Origin of the sequence: Streptomyces spiroverticillatus, from assembly GCA_014650415.1 — a bacterium.
GTDB classification, from domain to species: Bacteria; Actinomycetota; Actinomycetes; order Streptomycetales; family Streptomycetaceae; genus Streptomyces; species Streptomyces spiroverticillatus.
On sequence record BMUX01000004.1, the window covers coordinates 239,074 to 257,165 of the forward strand.

Consider the following 18,092-nt stretch of genomic DNA (forward strand, 5'->3'; position numbering starts at 1 on the left):
GAGAGTTGTACATGCTGACCGATGCGCAGGCGGAGGCGTTCGTCGAGGAGGGGTACGTCCGGATACCGGGTGCCGTCCCCGGACCGGTCGTGGAGCAGTGCACGGCCGAGCTCTGGGCGGCCAGCGGCTGCCGGCCCGACGATCCCGCGACCTGGACCGAACCGGTCGTACGCATTCCGGGCCTGGGCACCCCGCCGTTCCGGGAGGCCGCCAACTCGCCGGTCCTGCACGAGGCGTACGACCGGCTCGTGGGGCCGGGGAGGTGGCAGGCGCCGCAGGGCATGGGGACCTTTCCGCTGCGCTTCCCCAGCGAGAAGGACCCCGGTGACGCCGGGTGGCACTTCGACGCCGGGTTCAACGGGAGCGGCGGCGAGTACCGGGTCAACCTGCGCTCGCGCGGGCGGGCGCTGCTGATGCTGTTCCTGTTCACCGATGTCGGGCCCGAGGACGCGCCGACCCGGATCCGGGTCGGATCGCACCTGGACGTGCCGCCGCTGCTGGCGGGGACGGGTGACGAGGGGCGCGAGTGGTTCGAGCTGTGCGGGGAGGCCGTGCCGAAGAGCGAGGGGCGGCGTGAGGTGTCGGCGGTGGGGGAAGCGGGTGACGTGTATCTGTGCCATCCGTTCCTGATCCACTCCGCGCAGAGCGTCCGGGGCACGGCGCCCCGGTTCATCGCCCAGCCGCCGCTGGTGCCGACCGGGCTGCTCGACCTCACGGGCGCGGAGCCGACCCCGGTGGAGCGGGCGGTGCTTGCGGCGGCCCCCGGGGGGCTCAAGCGGTGAGTTCGACCAGTTTCACCACCGTGTTCCAGTTGCGGCTGGTGACGGTGAGGCCCTTGTTGAGCGCGGGCTTGGCGAGGGCCTCGGCGAGTTTGGAGCGGCCCAGGCCGTTGGGTGCGTAGAGGTAGAGGACCCGGTCGCCGAGGCGGAATTCCTCCGGGAGGTACGCGGCCGGGTCGAGCCCCGCGTAGCGCCCGGCGTCGAGCGGGCCCGAGGTGAAGTTGGCGTGCAGTTGCTTGCCCTCCAGTTCGGCGGCGGGGAAGGGGCAGGCGTCGGCCACGGCGCGCAGGTAGGCGTGGTCGCGGACGAGGCAGGCGACGGTGAAGCCGAAGCGCTTCTCGATCGCGGTCTCCAGGTCGCGGGCGAGTTCCTCCTCGGAGGCGGCGTCGGCGGCGGTGAAGACGGCGTTGCCACTGGCGAGGAGGGTGCTCACGTCCGTGTGCCCCAACTCGGCCAGCAGGTCCCGCAGTTCGGCCATCGGGAGCTTCTTGGCCCCGCCGACGTTGATGCCTCTCAGGAGGGCCGCGTATCTCTTCGTCGTCATGTCATGACGATAGGCGGTGCCACTGACAATCGGCCGCTGATCGCCCCCGGGCCGGAACGGCGATCGGCCGCCGCGCCCCGTGGGGGAAGAGCGCGGCGGCCGAGGGCGGGCGGGGCGAGGTGGGGCTCGCCCCGCTCACCAGGAGGAGGGGGTCCTACTCGACGACCTTGAGCAGCTTGTTCGCGGTGCCCGGGGAAGCGTTGGAGATCTTGTCCGGGGTGGCTCCGCCGGTGAGCGCCTCGGCGACCTGGGCCGGGGTGGCGTCCTGGTGTCCGGCCAGGTAGACCGCTGCCGCGCCGACGACGTGCGGGGTGGCCATCGACGTACCGGAGATGGTCTTCGTACCGTCGTCGCTGTCGTTCCACGACGAGGTGATGTCCGAGCCGGGGGCGTAGATGTCCACCAGCGAGCCGAAGTTGGAGAAGCTGGACTGGGTGTCGCCCTCGGCGGAGGAGGCGACGGTGATGGCCTCCGGGACGCGGGCCGGGGAGTAGTCCTTGGCGTCGCTGGCGTCGTTCCCGGCGGCGACGGCGAAGGTGACGCCGGAGGCGATGGCCTTGCTGACGGCCGCGTCCAGGGCCGGGTCGGCGCCCCCGCCCAGGCTCATGTTGGCGACCGAGGGGCCCTTGTGGTTGGCGGTCACCCAGTCGATGCCCGCGACGACCTGCTCGGTGGTCCCGGAGCCCGAGTCGTCGAGGACGCGGACGGCGACGATCTTCGCCTTCTTGGCGACGCCGTGCGCGGTTCCGGCGATGGTGCCGGCGACGTGGGTGCCGTGGCCGTTGCCGTCGTCGGCGTTGTCGTCGTTGTCGATGGCGTCGAAGCCGGAGGAGGCGCGGCCGCCGAAGTCCTTGTGGGTGACGCGGACCCCGGTGTCGATGACGTACGCGGTGACGCCCTCGCCCGCACTGTCGGGGTACGTGTACTTCTTGTCCGGGGCGGTGTCGGCCTGGTCGATGCGGTCGATGCCCCAGGACGGCGGGTTGTCCTGGGTGGCGTCGGCGTGGAACTTCTTGTTCTGGACGACCTTGGCGACCGCCGGGTCGGCGGCGAGCCGCTTGGCCTCGGTCGCGGTGAGGCCGGAGGCGGAGAAGCCGTTGATGGCGGAGCTGTAGTTCCGCTTGAGTTCCCCGCCGTAGGTCTTGGCGAGGGCCTTCTTGTCGGCCTTCTTGTCGAGCATCACGATGTAGCTGCCCGCCACCGCGCCCTCGGCGTTCGCGCCGTAGACGGTGCCTTCGGCGGGGGCCGCACCCGCCGTGGGGGCGGAGAGGGCGGACATGCCTGCCACGGCGGCGACGGTGGTTATCGCCGCGATCAGCTTGGTCTTGTTCATGGCCATGAAGAGGGGTCTCCTCGCCATTCTTCTGTGGGGGGAATGTGTGGGGGTAGCCCCCAAGGACCGGAAGCCCTCCGGGGGTTGGGTCGAAACACTGGCGGATTGACGGCGTCAGATCAAGACCTCCATACGGCCGTAATGCATTAAACAAAAATCCGTAATCAAAAATGGGGACAGTGCAGGCCGAGTCGGACGTACCCCCAACTGGGCTTACTTCAAAGTCAGTTAACGCCTTCACAAAAAGCCCGCCCCTTGCGAATATCGCAAGGGGCGGGCTCCTTCACTTCTTTTCTTCATCTCCGCATTTGCGGACAGAGTGAATAGGCGCTCGCGTTACGGGAGTTCTGACTCGATGAGATCGGCGGCGCGCCTGGTGCCGCCCTCCTTCGCCATGTCGGCCGCGATGCCCGCGAGTTTCCGGGCGATCTCGGGGTCGGAAACGAGCAACTCGCCGGTGCTGCGCAGGAGTTCGGCGGTGGCGTCCTCGGTGTCGATGCGGCGGGCGACGCCGAGGGCCTGGAGCATGTCGGCGTTGCCGAACTGGTCGACGGCCTGCGGGACGGCGATCATCGGCGTACCGGTGGCGAGACCCTCCTGGCTGCCGCCCGCGCCCGCGTGCGTGATGAACAGGTCGGCCTGCTTGAGGATGGCCAACTGCGGTGCCCAGCGCGTCACTTCGACGTTCGCCGGGATCTCGCCGAGTTCCGACTCCTCGACGAACTTGCCGATCTGGAGCACCAGGTGCCAGCCGGGCAGGTCACCGAAGGCTCCCAGGCACTCGCGGTAGAAGGCGGGCTGCTTGGTGAAGGAGGAGCCGAGGGAGACCAGGACGACCTTCTCGGCGTCGGCGGGGCGGTGCCACTCCCCCTGGTCGGCGCGCTTGCCCTGGCAGGCGCCGACGAAGGTGTGGATCGTCTCGTCCACCCGGTCGGCGTTCGGCTGGAGCGCCTTGGGGATGAGGACGAGGGAGCGGGTGGGGGCGATGAAGGAGAAGAAGTCGTCGGCCGGCATGCCGTACTCGCGCAGCCAGTTCTGGAAGCGGTTCATGTACGCCTGGCCGCGCTCGGAGGCGAGGAGGCCCGCGTACATGGGCTTCATGACCTCTTCCTCGTACCCCTCCCAGGCGACCATGTTGGGCGAGAGCGAGATGGCGGGGACGCCCCAGCGGTGGGCGAGGATCGGGGCCGGGTAGCCGGTGATGTCGTGGATGACGAGGTCGGGTTCGTCGCCCTCGAAGGCCTTGATGAGCTGCGGGAGGGCGTGGATGCCGTTCTCCAGGAACGGCTCCAGGTTCTCCACCAGTTCGGTGCCCCAGATCTCGGGGTCGGCGTTCTCGTCGGGGAGGGTCGAGGTGTAGATCACCGGCTCGGCGCCGGTCGCGGCGACCTTCTCCGCGTACGACTCCGGGATCGCGTAGCTCACCCGGTGGCCGCGGGCGACCAGTTCGCGGACGACTTCGAGGCTCGGGTTGACGTGGCCGGGGAAGGCGATGGAGAACATGGCGATGTGCGCGGCGGCGCGAGGCGTGGCGTTCATGATCTGCACCGTATGCGAGACGATACGTCTCGTGCAATCTTTTTCGGGGGCGGGTCCCTCCTGTGCCCGGCCCCGGGCCCGGGCCGGCGGCCAGTCCCGTTTCCGGCCCCGGGCCCGGTTCAGCGCTGGTAGCGGGCGAGCACCAAGTTGCCCTCCTTCTCCAGGCGTTGGCGCAGCTCGGCCGCGTCGATCGCACCGCTGTAGAACTCCTGGTAGGCGGGGGTGGCGACCTTGTCCTTCCACTCCGGGTAGCCGCGCACGGACTGCGCGGGGGCCGAGCGCAGGTGGGCGGCGAGCGCGGTGCCGGTGGCCCAGCCGTCCTTGGGGGTGTGCAGGGAGGGGTCCTTGAGGGCCTCCTTGCCGGTGGGCAGCATCCAGTCGCCCTTGGCGAGGCGGGCCATGTTCTCCGGCGCCAGGAAGAAGTCGATGAACTCGACGGCCTCCTTCTTGAACGGGCTGTCCTCGGCGACCGACAGGGTCTGCGGGCTGACGCCCTGGGTGAGCCCGTCCTTGCCCGCCGGGGCCGGGAGCACCGTCCAGGGGAAGCCCTCGGGGGCCTGCTGCGAGATCTGCTGGCGGTAGGAGAAGCCGAGCGGGACCATCGCGTACTTGCCGCCGAAGAAGCCGGGGAGGGTGTCGGAGCCGCCCATGCCGAGAGTGGCGGCGGAGGCGGAGCCGTCGGTGTTCACCTGGTCGTGGACGGTGCCGGGGACGACCTCGTCGGCGTCGGTGAAGCGGATGGTGGTCTTCCCGTCGTCGCCCTGGTGGAAGAGCTCGCCGCCCGCCGACAGGCCCAGGTTCAGGGTGGCGGAGACCGGCTCCTTCAGCGGCCAGGCGACGCCGTACTTCCCCTTGCCCATGTCGGTGGTCAGCTTCTTCGCCACCTGCCGGAACTCCTCCCAGGTCCACGGCTGTTCGGGGGTGGGAACGCGGACGCCGGAGGTCTTGAGGAGCTTCTCGTTGGCCATCAGGACGCGGGGTTCCTGGAGAAAGGGGACTCCGTACACCTTCTTGTCGAAGGTGGTGGTGTCCCAGCTCTGCTGCGGGATGTCGGCCTTCAACCGGGCGGGCAGCAGCTTCGTCAGGTCGGCGAGGTAGCCGCCGTAGGAGAAGTCGGCGAGGTCGTCGGAGGCGTCGTGGATGATGTCGGGCGCCTCGCCGCCCTCGAAGGAGGTGAGGAGCTGGTCGTGGACGCTGTCCCAGCTGCCCTGGACGTACTCGACCTGGACCTTGGGGTGTGCGGCGTTCCACTCCTTCACCAGTTGCCGGTTGATGTCGACGGACTCCTTCTGCCAGGCCAGCGACTGGAAGCGCAGGTGCACCACGCCGTCCTTGTCGGGGCCGCGCTCGGCCTGCGCGCAGCCGGTGAGGAGGAGGGCGGCCGCCGCGAGGGCCGTGACCGTACGGAAGGTGCGCATCAGCTCTTCACCGCCCCGGCCAGCATGCCGCCCGTGATCCGCTTCTGGATGATCGCGAAGATCACCAGCGAGGGCAGGGTGGCGAGGAACGCGGCCGCGGCCAGCGGTCCGAGGTCGGCCGCCCCCTCCGCGCCGATGAAGTGGGTGAGGACGACCGGCAAGGTCTGCTTCTCCGGGGACTTGAGCAGGACGAGCGCGAAGAAGAACTCGTTCCATGCGGTGATGAAAGCGAACAGCGCGGTGGCGACCAGTCCGGGCATGAGCAGCGGTGCGGTGACGGAGACGAGCGTACGGAGCCTGCTCGCGCCGTCGACCGCCGCGGCCTCCTCCAGCTCGCGCGGCACGGCACGCACGTACCCGACGAGCATCCACAGCGCGAAGGGCAGCGACCAGACGACGTACACCATGATCAGGCCGGGCAGCGAGTTGATCAGGTGCAGGTTCTTCAGGATGAGGAACAGCGGGATGATCACGAGGACGAACGGGAACGCCTGGCTGACCACGACCCACCCGGTGGCGGCGGTGGTGAGCCGGGAGCGGTGGCGGGCCATCACGAAGGCCATCGGGGTGGCGATGACGACGGCGATGAGGGCGGCGGCGAGCGCCGCGATCAGGCTGTTCCCGGCGGCTTCGAGGAGGGGCTGCTCGTCGAAGGCCTGCCGGAAGTTGTCCAGGCTCGGGTCCTTGGGGATCCAGGTGGGGTGCAGGTCGCCCAGCTCGCGCGGGGACTTGAAGGCGGTCGAGATCAGCCAGAGGAACGGGAAGGCGAGGAAGACCAGGTAGGCGAGGAGCGCCAGGTACTGGCCCGCGCGCGCGGGCCTGCTGGTGCGCATGGGGCCGGAGGTGAGGCTCATTTGTCGCCTCCCTTGAGCCGTCCCGCCAGGAACACGGCGAGGAGTACGGAGATGACGGCGACCATGACGCAGCCCATCGCGGCGGCGTACCCGAACTGCCCGTAGCGGAAGGCCTCTTCGTAGGCGAAGAGCATCGGCAGCCGGGTGCGGCCGCCGGGGCCGCCGCTGGTCAGGACGTAGACCAGGGCGAAGGAATTGAAATTCCAGATGAAATTGAGCGCGGTGACGGACAGCGCGATCGGCTTCAGGGCGGGCCAGGTGACGGCCCGGAAGCGGCGCCAGGCGCCGGCGCCGTCGAGGGCGGCGGCCTCGTGGAGTTCGTGCGGGGTGTTCTGGAGTCCGGCGAGGAGGGCGACGGTGGTCTGCGGCATGCCGGCCCAGATGCCGACGAGGATCACGGCGGGCAGGGCGGTGGCGAGGCCCGTGAGCCAGTCGCGGCCCTCCCCCAGGCCCAGATTGCGGAGCGTCTCGTTGAGGATGCCCGCGTCGGGGTTGTAGACGAGCCGCCACATGATGCCGACGACGACCTCGGGCATCGCCCACGGGACGATCGCGAGCGCCCGCGCCAGCCAGCGGAAGCGGAGATTCTGGTTGAGCAGCAGGGCCAGGCCCAGGGCCAGCAGGAACTGGGGGATCGTGACGCCGACCGCCCAGAGCAGGCCGATCCGGAAGGAGTCCCAGAAGAGGGTGTCGTGCAGCAGGTCGGAGAAGTTGAGGGTGCCGATCCACTGGGTGGGGGCGGTGCGGCCCGACTGGGAGTCGGTGAAGGCGAGCGCGATGCCGTAGAGCAGCGGGCCGACGCTGAGGATCAGGATGGGGAGGAGCGCGGGCAGGACCAGGAACCAGGTCCCGAAGTCGGGCCTGCGTCCTCCGCCGCCCGGCTCCCGCTGTCTCGGTTTCCCGGACTGCTCCTGTGCGGTCGCCAGTGTCACGGATGCGGCTCCTTCGGGCAGTCTGCTCACTTCGGGCGTTTTGTACCGTTCTGGCCGTCCAGCGGCACCCGTCATCGTGCTGACGGCCCGTGGGTTCGTCAAGCCAACCTGCACGGATGCGAGACTTTGTCGGATTCGCCGCTGACGGCGCACCGGCCGAGCAGTGGCCGGCCGCCGCCGCACCGGCCGGACGCACACCACCGGGCACACGGGAGAAGCACGACGATGGACGAGAAGCGCGCACGCGAGGTGCTGGAGGCCACCGGCCTCGGCGCGGGGGCGGAACTGGTGTCCCTGGGCGAGAACGCGGTGTTCGCGGTGGAGAGTCCCGACGGCTCTTTCGTGGCCAAGGTCGGCCGGGGCTCCCCGGACCTCGCGGCCCGCGCCCGGCGCGAACTGGCCGTCGGCGCGTGGCTGGCGGACGTCGGCGTCCCGGCCGTACGCCCCGCCGCCGACAAGCCGTGGCTGGTGGACGGGCACCCGGTGACGCTGTGGCACCGGCTGCCCGACGCCGTACGCCCCTCGGAGCCGCGGGACGTGGCCGAGCTGCTGAACCTCGTGCACGCGCTGCCCGCCCCGCCGTTCACGCTGCCGCCACGGGACCTGCTGGACGGGGTCGAGCGGTGGCTGCGGCTCGCGGGCGACGCCATCGACCCGGAGGACGCGGTGTATCTGCGGGGCCGCCGGGACGGCTTCGCCGCCTCCGCCGCCGCGCTCGTGCCGCATCTGCCGCAGGGCCCGATCCACGGGGACGCGCTGCCCCGCAATGTGATGGTCGGCCCCGACGGTCCGGTCCTGGTCGACCTGGAGACCTTCTCCTCGGACTTCCGCGAGCACGACCTGGTGGTGATGGCCCTCTCGCTGGACCGCTACGGGCTGCCCGAGGAGCGGTACGACGCCTTCGTCGCCACGTACGGCTGGGACGTGCGCGCGTGGGACGGCTGGACGGTGCTGCGCGGCGCCCGCGAGACGGCGAGCTGTGCCTGGGTCGCCCAGCACGCGCCGACCAACCCGAAGGCACTCGCGGAGTTCCGCCGCCGGGTGCGCTCGCTGCGGGACAACGATCCGCAGGTGCGCTGGTACCCGTTCTAAGGGGCTCGCCGGCCCCGTGGCCCGGTCAGCCCTGTGTGGTGGCCGGGCTCGGGGCGCGCAGTGGCCAGGCGGGGTCGATGACGGCATCGGCGGTGCCCTTCTTCCGGAGGAACTCCTGGAAGCCGGTGGCCCAGTCCGCGTACCACCGCACCTGTTCCTGGTGCAGTTCCGGCAGGGCGAGTCCGGCGATCGTGGGGTGCCGCTCGGCTATCGCGATCGCCACCCGCACGGCCGCCAGGGCGTCCGCCGACGCCTCGTGCGCCCCGTCCAGCTCCACTCCGTACTCCACGCAGACCGCTTCGAGGGTGCGCTTGCCGCGCCGGTAGCGGTCGACGGCCCGGTCGATGGTGAGCGGGTCGACGACCGGCCCGATGCCCTGCTCCCCCGTGATCGCGGCGAGGCGGTCGCCGAGTGCGGGCAGCCCGTGCCGGGCCAGTTCGGCGGAGAGCAGCGTCAGGTCGAAGGCCGCGTTGTACGCCACGACCGGCACGCCCTGCGCCCAGTGCTCGACCAGGACGTCGGCGACCTCGTCGGCGACCTCGCGGGCCGGGCGGCCCTCGGCGCTCGCACGCTCGGTGCTGATGCCGTGTATCGCCGTGGCCTGGGCCGGGATTCTGACGCCGGGATCGGCCAGCCACAGCCGCCGCGCGACGACCTCCCCGCCCCGCACCTCCACGACCGCCGCGGTCACGATGCGCGACTCCAGCGGCTCCGTGCCCGTGGTCTCCAGGTCGAAGCCGATCAGCGATTCCCCGTGCCATCCCATTCCTGGGCCTCCTTGAGTGTTCTCCCCCAACGGAGAACAACCCTCGCACGCAGCACTGACAATCCGGCCCGAAGATCGTCCGAAGGCGTTCGCGGAGGGCTCAGGAGACCGGGCGCGAATCCGTCCAGACCGACTCGAACTCCTCGCGGTACGTCTCGAAGAGCCCGGCCTCGGCCTCCTGCCCGTGCCGCACCACCCCGTCGCGCCCGCCCCGCCCGCCGCCGCGCAGCACGAGCACGGGGGCCTCCATGCCGCGCGCCCGCCGCAGGTACGACTGCACGACAGCGAGCCCGCCGGGCCCGTCGCCGTCCACCAGGTAGGCGGTGAAGCGCGGCGTCTCGTCGAAGACCTGGATCTGGAAGGCCCCGGGGTCGCGCAGGCTGGCCCGCACCCGCCGCATGTGCAGGATGTTCATCTCGACGGACCGGCTCAACTCGCCCTTGCGCAGGCCCAGTTCCCGCTCGCGCCGCTTGACGGAGCTGCTGGCCGGGTTGAGGAAGAGCAGCCGCACCCGGCAGCCCGCCTCGGCGAGCCGCACCAGCCTGCGCCCGGAGAAGTTCTGCACCAGCAGGTTGAGGCCTATCCCGATGGCGTCGACGCGCCGCGCCCCGCCGAAGAGGTCCTCGGCGGGCAGCTGCCGCTGGAGGCGCACCCGGTCGGAGTGGACGGAGACGACGTCGGCGTACCGGTCGCCCACCAGGTCCTCGACGGCGTCGACCGGCAGCCGGTCCGCCGACGGTGCGCCGGAGCCCGCGCCGAGGATTTCGAGCAGCCGCGCGGAGGCCCGTTCCGCCTGTGCGAGGACGGTCTGGGACAGTGCGCGGTTGCGCGAGACGACGTTGCGGGTGACCTCCAGCTCGTCCAGCGCCAGCTCGACGTCGCGGCGGTCGTCGTAGTACGGCTCGAAGCAGGGCCAGTGCTGCACCATCAGCTCGCGCAACTGCGGCAGGGTGAGGAAGCTCAGCACGTTGTCGTCGGCGGGGTCCAGCAGGTACCCCTTGCGGCGGCTCACCTCGCGCACCGCGACGGCGCGCTGCACCCACTCCTGCCCGGCCGGCCCCGCGGCGGCCACCACCCACTCGTCGCCGTGCACCGGTTCGTACACCGGGCGCAGGACGGCGGCGACGACGGCGCGCATGCGCTGCTCGACCAGATTGAGCCAGATGTAGGCGCGACCCGCCCGCTGCGCGCGCGTACGCACCTCGCTCCAGGCGTCCGTGTCCCAGTCCAGTTCCGCGCCGATCTCCATCGGTCGCGCGAGCGAGACCGCACCGGGCGGGATGTCGCCCGAGCCCCCCTCGTGACCCGTGTCACCTGGGGGTAGCTCCAGCCCTCCCGAGCTCACCCACGCACCGCCTTCTGCCTGCTTCCGTCTGCCGTCGGTCCACTGACCGTGTGCCGTCCGGCCTCCGCCGACGATCAAGGAAGGGTACTCCGGGAGGGGCGGCCGGTGCAGCCGTTCCCCCAGACGGCCACAACCACCCGGCGATTGGCCCGCATTGGGGCACGATTCGGGGGAAGATCTGACGCTACGGCACTCGTTCGTCACCCGCTCGTCCGTCCCCCGTCGCTCCGCACCACCCGGATCAGAAGTGGAAGAGTCGATCGCATGCAGGTCTGGCCGGGAGAGGCTTATCCCCTGGGCGCCACGTACGACGGCGCCGGAACGAACTTCGCGGTCTTCTCGGAGGCCGCCGAACGCATCGAGCTGTGCCTGCTGCACGACGACGGTTCGGAGACCGCCGTCGAGCTGCGGGAGAGCGATGCGTTCGTACGGCACGCCTACCTGCCCGGCATCATGCCGGGCCAGCGCTACGGCTACCGCGTCCACGGCCCGTACGACCCCTCGCAGGGGCTGCGGTCGAACTCCGCGAAGCTGCTGCTCGACCCGTACGCCAAGGCGATCAGCGGGGAGATCGAGTGGGGCGAGGCGGTGTACGGCTACCACTTCGGGAAGCCGGACGCGCGCAACGACCAGGACTCCGCGCCGCACACCATGACGTCGGTGGTGGTCAATCCGTACTTCGACTGGGGCGACGACCGCCCGCCGCGCACGGCGTACCACCACACGATCCTGTACGAGGCGCATGTCAAGGGCCTCACGATGCTGCACCCGGACCTCCCGGACGAGCTGCGCGGTTCGTACGCGGCGCTGGCGCACCCGGCGATCATCGACCACCTGGTGGAGCTGGGGGTCACCGCGCTGGAGCTGATGCCGGTGCACCAGTTCGTCAACGACCACCGCCTCGTCGACGCGGGCATGAACAACTACTGGGGCTACAACACCATCGGCTTCTTCGCCCCGCACAACAGTTACGCGTCCTGGGGCGACCGGGGCGAGCAGGTGCTGGAGTTCAAGACGGCGGTCAAGGCGCTGCACGAGGCGGGCATCGAGGTCATCCTCGACGTGGTCTACAACCACACCGCCGAGGGCAACCACCTGGGGCCCACGCTGTCGTTCCGGGGCCTGGACAACCCGTCGTACTACCGGCTGGCGGACGACCCGAAGTACTACATGGACACCACCGGCACCGGCAACTCGCTGCTGATGCGCTCGCCGCACGTGCTCCAGCTGATCATGGACTCGCTGCGGTACTGGGTGACCGAGATGCGGGTGGATGGTTTCCGCTTCGACCTCGCGGCGACGCTGGCCCGGCAGTTCCACGAGGTGGACCGGCTGTCGTCGTTCTTCGACCTGGTGCAGCAGGACCCGGTCGTGAGCCAGGTGAAGCTGATCGCCGAGCCGTGGGACGTCGGTGAGGGCGGCTACCAGGTGGGCAACTTCCCGCCGCTGTGGACGGAGTGGAACGGCAAGTACCGCGACACCGTGCGCGACATGTGGCGCGGCGAGCCGCAGACGATAGCGGAGTTCGCGGGCCGCCTGACGGGGTCCTCGGACCTGTACCAGGACGACGGGCGGCGGCCGCTGGCGTCGATCAACTTCACCACCTGCCACGACGGGTTCACGCTGCACGACCTGGTGGCGTACAACGACAAGCACAACAGTGCCAACGGCGAGGGCAACCGGGACGGCGAGAGCCACAACCGGTCCTGGAACTGCGGTGCGGAAGGGCCCACCGACGATCCGGAGATCCTGGCACTGCGACAGCGGCAGATGCGCAACTTCGTGGCGACGCTGATGCTGTCGCAAGGGGTGCCGATGCTCAGCCACGGCGACGAGTTCGCGCGCACCCAGGGCGGCAACAACAACGCCTACTGCCAGGACAACGAGATCTCCTGGGTGCCGTGGCCCGGCCCCGACGAGGACGGCCACAAGGCCGAGGACGGCACCCTGCTGCAGTTCACGCGCGCCATGGTGGCGCTGCGGCGCGACCATCCCGTCTTCCGGCGCCGGCGCTTCTTCCACGGGCGTCCGGTGCGCGGCACGCAGGACGAGCTGTCCGACATCGCGTGGTTCACGCCGGAGGGCGAGGAGATGACGCAGGAGGACTGGGAGGCCGCGCACGCCAAGGCGCTGACGGTGTTCCTCAACGGGGAGGCGATCTCGGAGCCGGGGATCCGCGGGGAGCGCATCGCGGACGACTCGTTCCTGCTGATGTTCAACGCCAGCGCCGAGACCCTGGAGTTCCGCGTTCCGGTGGACCACGGGCAGCAGTGGGAGGTCGTGGTGGACACCGCGCGGGAGGACGGGGTGCCGCCCGGCACCGGCGCGAAGCTCGATGCGGGCGAGCGCCTCACGCTCATCGGCCGGTGCTTGACGGTGCTTCAGCGTCCTGCGTGACCGCGTTCGTCGCTGCGGTACGTTCCCGGCCCGCCCGGGGACGTACCGCCCAGGAGAGGGCCGCGCACAGGACGGCCGCGCCGGTAACCACCGCGAAGGCGGCGGCGGGCCCGCTGGACTCGGCGAGGCGGCCGGAGAGCGCCAGGGCGAGCGCCTGCCCGCCGACGATGCCGCTCATGAGGTACGCCATGGACTCGGCGAGCCTGCCCGCCGGGACGACGCGTTCGGTGAGCCCGAAGATCGTGATCATGTTGGGGGCGTAGGCGACGCCCAGGACGACCACGACGACGTACAGCGGCCACAGTTGCGACACGAACAGCAGCGGCACCGAGAGCACCACCAGGGCGGCGGTGGCGATGCGCCAGCGGGTGCTCAGGGCCACGCTCGCCGGGACGGCCGCCATGGAGAATCCGGCGACGGCGCTCATGACGCCCATGGCGGCGTACACCAGACCCGCCTGCTCGGGCATCCCCAGGTCCTCCGTGAGGGCGGTGATGCCCGCCTGGGAGGCTCCGAACATGGCGCCCTGGAGGGCCATCGCGACGCGCAGCGCGTACACCGAACCGGGCAGCCTACTGCGTTCGCCGGACGTGGTGTGCGCGGCGGGACGTAGCAGGGACGCCGTCGGATGCAGGGCGAACCACGTACCGCATACGGCGAGAAGTCCGGCGGCGACGAGGAGCGCGGCGGCGGGGTGCGCGACGGCGACGGCGAGGCCCACCAGGGCCGGGCCGAGGACGAAGGTGACCTCGTCGAGGGTGCCCTCGAAGGACAGCACTGTGCCGACGAGCCGGTCGTCGGCCCCCTTGCGGCGGGCCAGTGCCAGGGTGCGGGTGCGCGACATCGGGCCGATCTGCGGCACGGACGCGCCCGCCACCACGGCGATCAGGGCGAGCGGCCAGGTGTCGAGGCGGGCCAGTGCGGCGAGCACCAGGGCGGTGACGGCGACGGCGTTGAGGAGGGTCGCCAGGAGCACCACGAGGCGCTGTCCGCGCCGGTCGGCGGCCCGGCCGAGCAGGGGGCCGCCGACGGTCTGTCCGGCCGCCAGGGCGCCGCCGACGAGTCCGGCGGTGCCGAGGCTGCCGCTGGTCTCGGCGACCAGCAGGAGCGTGCCGAGCTGGCACATGGCCAGCGGGAGCCTTCCGAGGAAGGACACCAGGGGCAGTACAGGGCCGGTGAGTGCTATCGCTTCCTGATAGCTCTTCCGGTACGTCCGCAGAGCGCCTGAACCTTCCTTCTGCTGAGGTGTCTTGGTCTCTGAAGCCATCAGGCGAAATTAGCCCGGTGCCGGTGAGCGGACGCATGGGTCGATGACACAGAAGCCCCGAATGCGGGTACGTACGTTCGCATGACGCCGACCTCCACCTACCGCCTCCAGTTGCAGCCCGACTTCCCCTTCTCGGCCGCCGAGGAAGCGGTGCCGTACCTGGCCGCCCTCGGGGTCTCGCACCTGCACCTGTCGCCGGTGCTGGAAGCAGTTCCCGGCTCCACGCACGGGTACGACGTGGTGGACCACGCGCACGTGCGCGCGGAGCTGGGCGGTGAGGAGGGCCTGCGGGCGCTCTCCCGCACGGCTCGTGCGCACGGGCTGGGCCTGGTCCTGGACATCGTCCCCAACCACATGGCGGTGCCCGCCCCCGAGGTCCTCAACGTGCCGTTGTGGGAGGTGCTCAAGGACGGTCCCGCCTCCCGGTACGCGGGCTGGTTCGACCTGGACTGGGAGGGCGGCGACGGGAAGGTGCTGCTGCCGGTGCTGGGCGGCAGGCTCGGCGAGGAGCTGGCGCACCTGTCCGTGGAGGACGGGGTGCTGCGCTACTTCGACCACGCCTTCCCGCTGCGCGAGGGCACCGAGAAGCTGCCGCTGCCGGAGCTGCTGGACGCACAGTGGTACCGGCTGGCCTGGTGGCGGCTGGCCCGGACCGAGCTGAACTACCGGCGGTTCTTCACCATTTCGGACCTCATAGGGGTGCGCGTGGAGGACCCGGAGGTGTTCGCCGCCTCGCACGCGAAGATCCTCCAGCTGGTGCGCGAGGGCGTCGTCGAGGGGCTGCGGATCGACCACCCGGACGGTCTCGCCGCTCCCGGCGACTACCTGCGTCAGTTGGCGCGCGCCACCGAGGAGGCCGTGGACGGGCCGGTGTGGACGGTGGTGGAGAAGATCCTCACCGGTGACGAACGGCTGCCCGCCGACTGGCCGGTGGCGGGCACCACGGGTTACGACGCCCTGCACCGGATCGACGGATTGTTCAACGATCCTACGGGCGCCGATGAACTCACCGAGCTGTACCGGGCGTTCGCCGACCCGCCGGGCGACCGGGGCGGCTACTGGGCGGCCACCGTGCGCCGCGCCGCCCACCGGGTCCTCACTCACGAACTGGCCGCCGAGACCGCCTTCCTGGTGCGCGCGGCGGGCCGCATCTGCGCCGCCGACCCTGCATTGCGGGACCACGCCCCGTGGGCGCTGCACAGCGCGCTGCACGAGCTGTTGGTACGGATGCCCGTGTACCGCCCCTACGTGGCGGCGGGCGGCCCCACGCCGGAGGAGGCGGAGGCCACCCTGCCGCCGGAGGCGGTGCGCGAGGCGAAGGCGGCGTTCTCCGTGCCGGAGGAGGCGACGGCGGTCGACGTCGTACGGGAACTGGCGCTGGGGCGGCTGGGGTCGGGGCCCGACCACCGGGCGTTCTGCGCACGGTTCGCACAGACGTCGTCGGCGCTGCGCGCGAAGTCCGTGGAGGACACCGCCTTCTACCGCTACGCACCGCTGCTGTCGGCGGCGGAGGTCGGCGGGGACCCGGGGCGGCCGGCGGTGTCTCCGGACGAGTTCCACGCGTTCTGTGCGCGCCTGGCCCGCGACTGGCCGGGCACCGGCACCGTGCTGTCCACGCACGACACCAAGCGCAGCGCGGACGTACGGGCCAGGCTCGCGGTGCTCACCGAGTGCCCGCAGCGCTGGGCGGGCCTGCTGCGGCGCTGGGCGCAGACGGCCGCGGCGCCGGACCCGCACGCCGCCTGGACGGGCTGGCAGACGGCCGCCGCCGTCCCGTACGCGGGCCCGGACCGCCTCGCCCCCGCCCTGCTGAAGGCGGCCCGCGAGGCGGGCCTGCACACCAGCTGGACCGAGCAGGACGCGGGCTACGAACAGGCCCTGGAGGCCTTCGTACGCTCCGGCCCCTGCGGCAGCGCCCAGTACGAACTCTCGCTCTTCTCGCGCGAACTGTCGCCCCACACCCGGGCCAACGTGCTGGGCGCCACGCTGGTGCAGCTCACGATGCCGGGCGTGCCGGAGCTGTACCAGGGAACGGAGCGCGAGTACCTGGCGCTGGTGGACCCGGACAACCGCCGCCCCGTCGCCTACGACCCGCGCGCCCTGGCCGACGCCCCCAGGGGGGTCACCCTCTCCGACGAGAAGCTGCACCTGACGACGACCGCCCTGGCCCTGCGCCGGGAGCGGCCTCAGGTGTTCGGCGACAGCGCCACGTACGCCCCGCTGACGGCCTCGGGGCCCGCCGCCCGGCACTGTGTCGCCTTCGCCCGCTCCGGGGAGACGGTGACGGCCGTGACGCGGCTGTCGCTGCGGCTGGCGGAGTCGGGCGGCTGGCGGGACACGGTGCTGACGCTGCCGGAGGGCCGGTGGGCCGACCGGCTGGGCGGCGGCCGCGAGTTCGAGGGCGCGGTGCCCCTCTCGGAACTCCTGACGGAGCGCCCGGTGGCACTGCTGGTGCGGGCTCCTGGCGCTGCCTCGTAGAGGCGGCGGGGTTGGAGGCGCACCACTTGTGCCGGGAGTGGCTCCAGGCCCCTGCGGGGCAGACCCTCGGGGACCTGGAGGCCAACTGCCGTACTAGCGGCCCATCGTGAAGACGGAGCCGGTGGAGGCCCCCATGACGCAGGCGTTGGGGAAGTTCTTGGCGAACACCATGCGGCGGCCGTCCCACATGCCGTAGGCCATGGCCGTGACCGGCTTGTAGATCATCGGACAGGCGACGTCGGCGCGCTTCATCTTCGCGATGTCGCCGTCGACGGCCGCGAGCTGCTTGCAGGCAGCGGCGGCGTTCTTGTGCCCGGCGCCCTTGGCGGGCGGACACTTCAGGAGCGTGCCCTGCACGTCGCCCATGACGCCCTCGCCCTCGACGACGGCGACGTACATCCAGTTGCCGGGGTGCCGGACGGGGGTCTCCTGGGCGGAGGCGCCGCCCGCGGAGGCGAAGAGGGCCGCGGAGGCGGCGGCCGCGACGAGGGTCCTGCGCGCTGCGTTTCGTACTACCGACATGGGTGTCACCGTTCTGTGCACGGGTGCCGCGCGGACGGTCGTCCACGCCGGTGCGTGCATCGGCACGGTGACGGCGCACGTTGACCCGCGCTGGGCCGAACGGCCCACACGGGCGCAACCCATGAGCACGTGAGCCGGTTGAGACCTGCCTCGACCCGCCTCAGCTCGCGGAGAGCCGGAAGGACATGCGGCCGAAACTGACCTGGTCGCCGTCGTTGACGACGGCCGTGCCGGTCACCCGGCGGCCGTTGACGCAGGTGCCGTTGGTCGAGCCGAGGTCGCGCAGGATCCACAGCCCGCCCTGGCGGAGCAGTTCGGCGTGCCGCCTGGAGACGGTCTCGTGGCTGAGCCGCAGGCCGTTGCCGATGTCGCGGCCGATCAGCAGCGGGGTGGGCCCAGGTTGCGGCAGCAGCAGTTTCGGCAGCCGTTCGGTCGTCCAGGCCCTGCGCAGCCGCACGGTGAAGGCGGAGGCGCGGCTCACCGCGCCGAACATCCGGCGGGACCAGCGGCCGTCGGTCTCCAGGTCGGAGGTGAGCATCGCGAGGTCGGCGGACTGCCGGGCGGCGAGGGCCAGCTCCATCCGCGCCAGAAATGTCTCGTGCGAGAGCTTGCCCTGGGCGGCGCCCTCACGGAGCACGGCCAGCGCACGGTCCCGTTCGGCGTCGGAGAGCCTCGCCGGGTAGGTGTGGGGCTCGTAGGAGGGCGTCACAGGGAAGATTGTCGGGCCGATACGGCCAAGGTGTCCAGCGCGCCGGGAATTCTGGCATCGTGCACACGTCATAACCGTACTGATCTGCGACAACACACTGCTCAGGGAGCACCTTTG

The 18,092-nt window shown here is 71.2% G+C and carries 14 protein-coding genes and 1 pseudogene; 4 read left to right on the plus strand and 11 right to left on the minus strand.

Annotated elements, in window-relative coordinates; genetic code table 11:
• Positions 1–11: 11 nt before the first annotated feature.
• Positions 12–782, plus strand: coding sequence for a phytanoyl-CoA dioxygenase family protein (locus IE269_RS12610; RefSeq protein WP_189822964.1), 771 nt, complete (start codon positions 12–14; stop codon positions 780–782).
• Here the strand turns inward: IE269_RS12610 and IE269_RS12615 are convergent.
• The 6 genes and pseudogenes from IE269_RS12615 to IE269_RS12640 form a co-directional block, all read right to left on the minus strand.
• Positions 772–1,323 carry a DUF1697 domain-containing protein gene (locus IE269_RS12615; protein WP_189822965.1) on the minus strand — a complete coding sequence of 184 codons (552 nt, stop codon included), beginning with the start codon at positions 1,321–1,323 and terminating at the stop codon, positions 772–774. The two genes, IE269_RS12610 and IE269_RS12615, sit on opposite strands and share 11 nt — an antisense overlap.
• 154 nt (positions 1,324–1,477) lie before the next feature.
• Entirely contained in the window at positions 1,478–2,662 is a 1,185-nt protein-coding gene (locus IE269_RS12620) for a S8 family peptidase (RefSeq protein ID WP_189822966.1), read from the minus strand.
• A gap of 330 nt (positions 2,663–2,992) precedes the next feature.
• A pseudogene (gene mgt, locus IE269_RS12625) lies at positions 2,993–4,289 on the minus strand (macrolide-inactivating glycosyltransferase).
• 25 nt (positions 4,290–4,314) lie between these two features.
• Entirely contained in the window at positions 4,315–5,613 is a 1,299-nt protein-coding gene (locus IE269_RS12630; RefSeq protein ID WP_189822968.1) for an ABC transporter substrate-binding protein, read from the minus strand.
• Positions 5,613–6,467: a carbohydrate ABC transporter permease gene (locus IE269_RS12635; protein ID WP_229897600.1), complete on the minus strand. Its 855-nt coding sequence runs from the start codon at positions 6,465–6,467 to the stop codon at positions 5,613–5,615. Before IE269_RS12635 ends, IE269_RS12630 begins: the two co-directional genes overlap by 1 nt.
• The gene (locus IE269_RS12640) at positions 6,464–7,393 is read right to left on the minus strand and encodes a carbohydrate ABC transporter permease (RefSeq protein WP_438817552.1); all 930 of its coding nucleotides are present in this window, start codon (positions 7,391–7,393) and stop codon (positions 6,464–6,466) included. Before IE269_RS12640 ends, IE269_RS12635 begins: the two co-directional genes overlap by 4 nt.
• A 231-nt stretch (positions 7,394–7,624) precedes the next feature.
• Between IE269_RS12640 and IE269_RS12645 the strand changes: the two genes are divergently transcribed.
• A complete protein-coding gene (locus IE269_RS12645) occupies positions 7,625–8,491 on the plus strand; it encodes a phosphotransferase enzyme family protein (RefSeq protein WP_189822970.1) in 867 nt (288 codons plus the stop codon).
• A gap of 25 nt (positions 8,492–8,516) precedes the next feature.
• On the opposite strand, the gene IE269_RS12650 is transcribed toward IE269_RS12645, so the two are convergent.
• Both IE269_RS12650 and IE269_RS12655 read right to left on the minus strand, forming a co-directional pair.
• Complete coding sequence (locus IE269_RS12650) at positions 8,517–9,257, minus strand: 3'-5' exonuclease (protein WP_189822971.1); 741 nt, start codon at positions 9,255–9,257, stop codon at positions 8,517–8,519.
• A 100-nt stretch (positions 9,258–9,357) separates the two neighbouring features.
• Complete coding sequence (locus tag IE269_RS12655; RefSeq protein WP_189822972.1) at positions 9,358–10,602, minus strand: SAV2148 family HEPN domain-containing protein; 1,245 nt, start codon at positions 10,600–10,602, stop codon at positions 9,358–9,360.
• A gap of 264 nt (positions 10,603–10,866) precedes the next feature.
• Here IE269_RS12655 and glgX point away from each other — a divergent pair, with 264 nt between their 5' ends.
• Complete coding sequence (gene glgX / locus IE269_RS12660; protein WP_189822973.1) at positions 10,867–12,999, plus strand: glycogen debranching protein GlgX; 2,133 nt, start codon at positions 10,867–10,869, stop codon at positions 12,997–12,999.
• Here the strand turns inward: glgX and IE269_RS12665 are convergent.
• Entirely contained in the window at positions 12,959–14,266 is a 1,308-nt protein-coding gene (locus tag IE269_RS12665) for an MFS transporter (protein WP_189822974.1), read from the minus strand. The two genes, glgX and IE269_RS12665, sit on opposite strands and share 41 nt — an antisense overlap.
• 81 nt (positions 14,267–14,347) lie before the next feature.
• Between IE269_RS12665 and treY the strand changes: the two genes are divergently transcribed.
• Positions 14,348–16,744: a malto-oligosyltrehalose synthase gene (gene treY, locus IE269_RS12670; protein WP_189822975.1), complete on the plus strand. Its 2,397-nt coding sequence runs from the start codon at positions 14,348–14,350 to the stop codon at positions 16,742–16,744.
• Positions 16,745–16,837: 93 nt separating this feature from the next.
• Here treY and IE269_RS12675 read toward each other — a convergent pair whose 3' ends face one another.
• Together IE269_RS12675 and IE269_RS12680 are read right to left on the minus strand one after the other, a co-directional pair.
• The gene (locus tag IE269_RS12675) at positions 16,838–17,266 is read right to left on the minus strand and encodes an SSI family serine proteinase inhibitor (RefSeq protein WP_189822976.1); all 429 of its coding nucleotides are present in this window, start codon (positions 17,264–17,266) and stop codon (positions 16,838–16,840) included.
• 160 nt (positions 17,267–17,426) lie between these two features.
• Positions 17,427–17,975, minus strand: coding sequence for a DUF1707 and FHA domain-containing protein (locus tag IE269_RS12680; protein WP_189822977.1), 549 nt, complete (start codon positions 17,973–17,975; stop codon positions 17,427–17,429).
• Positions 17,976–18,092: the final 117 nt, after the last annotated feature.

Excerpts from the sequence above, each read along its gene's own strand:
- IE269_RS12610 (WP_189822964.1), top strand. The coding sequence starts at position 12 with ATGCTGACCGATGCGCAGGCGGAGGCGTTCGTCGAGGAGGGGTACGTC.
- IE269_RS12615 (WP_189822965.1), bottom strand. The coding sequence starts at position 1,323 with ATGACGACGAAGAGATACGCGGCCCTCCTGAGAGGCATCAACGTCGGC.
- IE269_RS12620 (WP_189822966.1), bottom strand. The coding sequence starts at position 2,662 with ATGGCCATGAACAAGACCAAGCTGATCGCGGCGATAACCACCGTCGCC.
- IE269_RS12630 (WP_189822968.1), bottom strand. The coding sequence starts at position 5,613 with ATGCGCACCTTCCGTACGGTCACGGCCCTCGCGGCGGCCGCCCTCCTC.
- IE269_RS12635 (WP_229897600.1), bottom strand. The coding sequence starts at position 6,467 with ATGAGCCTCACCTCCGGCCCCATGCGCACCAGCAGGCCCGCGCGCGCG.
- IE269_RS12645 (WP_189822970.1), top strand. The coding sequence starts at position 7,625 with ATGGACGAGAAGCGCGCACGCGAGGTGCTGGAGGCCACCGGCCTCGGC.
- IE269_RS12650 (WP_189822971.1), bottom strand. The coding sequence starts at position 9,257 with ATGGGATGGCACGGGGAATCGCTGATCGGCTTCGACCTGGAGACCACG.
- glgX (WP_189822973.1), top strand. The coding sequence starts at position 10,867 with ATGCAGGTCTGGCCGGGAGAGGCTTATCCCCTGGGCGCCACGTACGAC.
- IE269_RS12665 (WP_189822974.1), bottom strand. The coding sequence starts at position 14,266 with ATGGCTTCAGAGACCAAGACACCTCAGCAGAAGGAAGGTTCAGGCGCT.
- treY (WP_189822975.1), top strand. The coding sequence starts at position 14,348 with ATGACGCCGACCTCCACCTACCGCCTCCAGTTGCAGCCCGACTTCCCC.
- IE269_RS12675 (WP_189822976.1), bottom strand. The coding sequence starts at position 17,266 with ATGTCGGTAGTACGAAACGCAGCGCGCAGGACCCTCGTCGCGGCCGCC.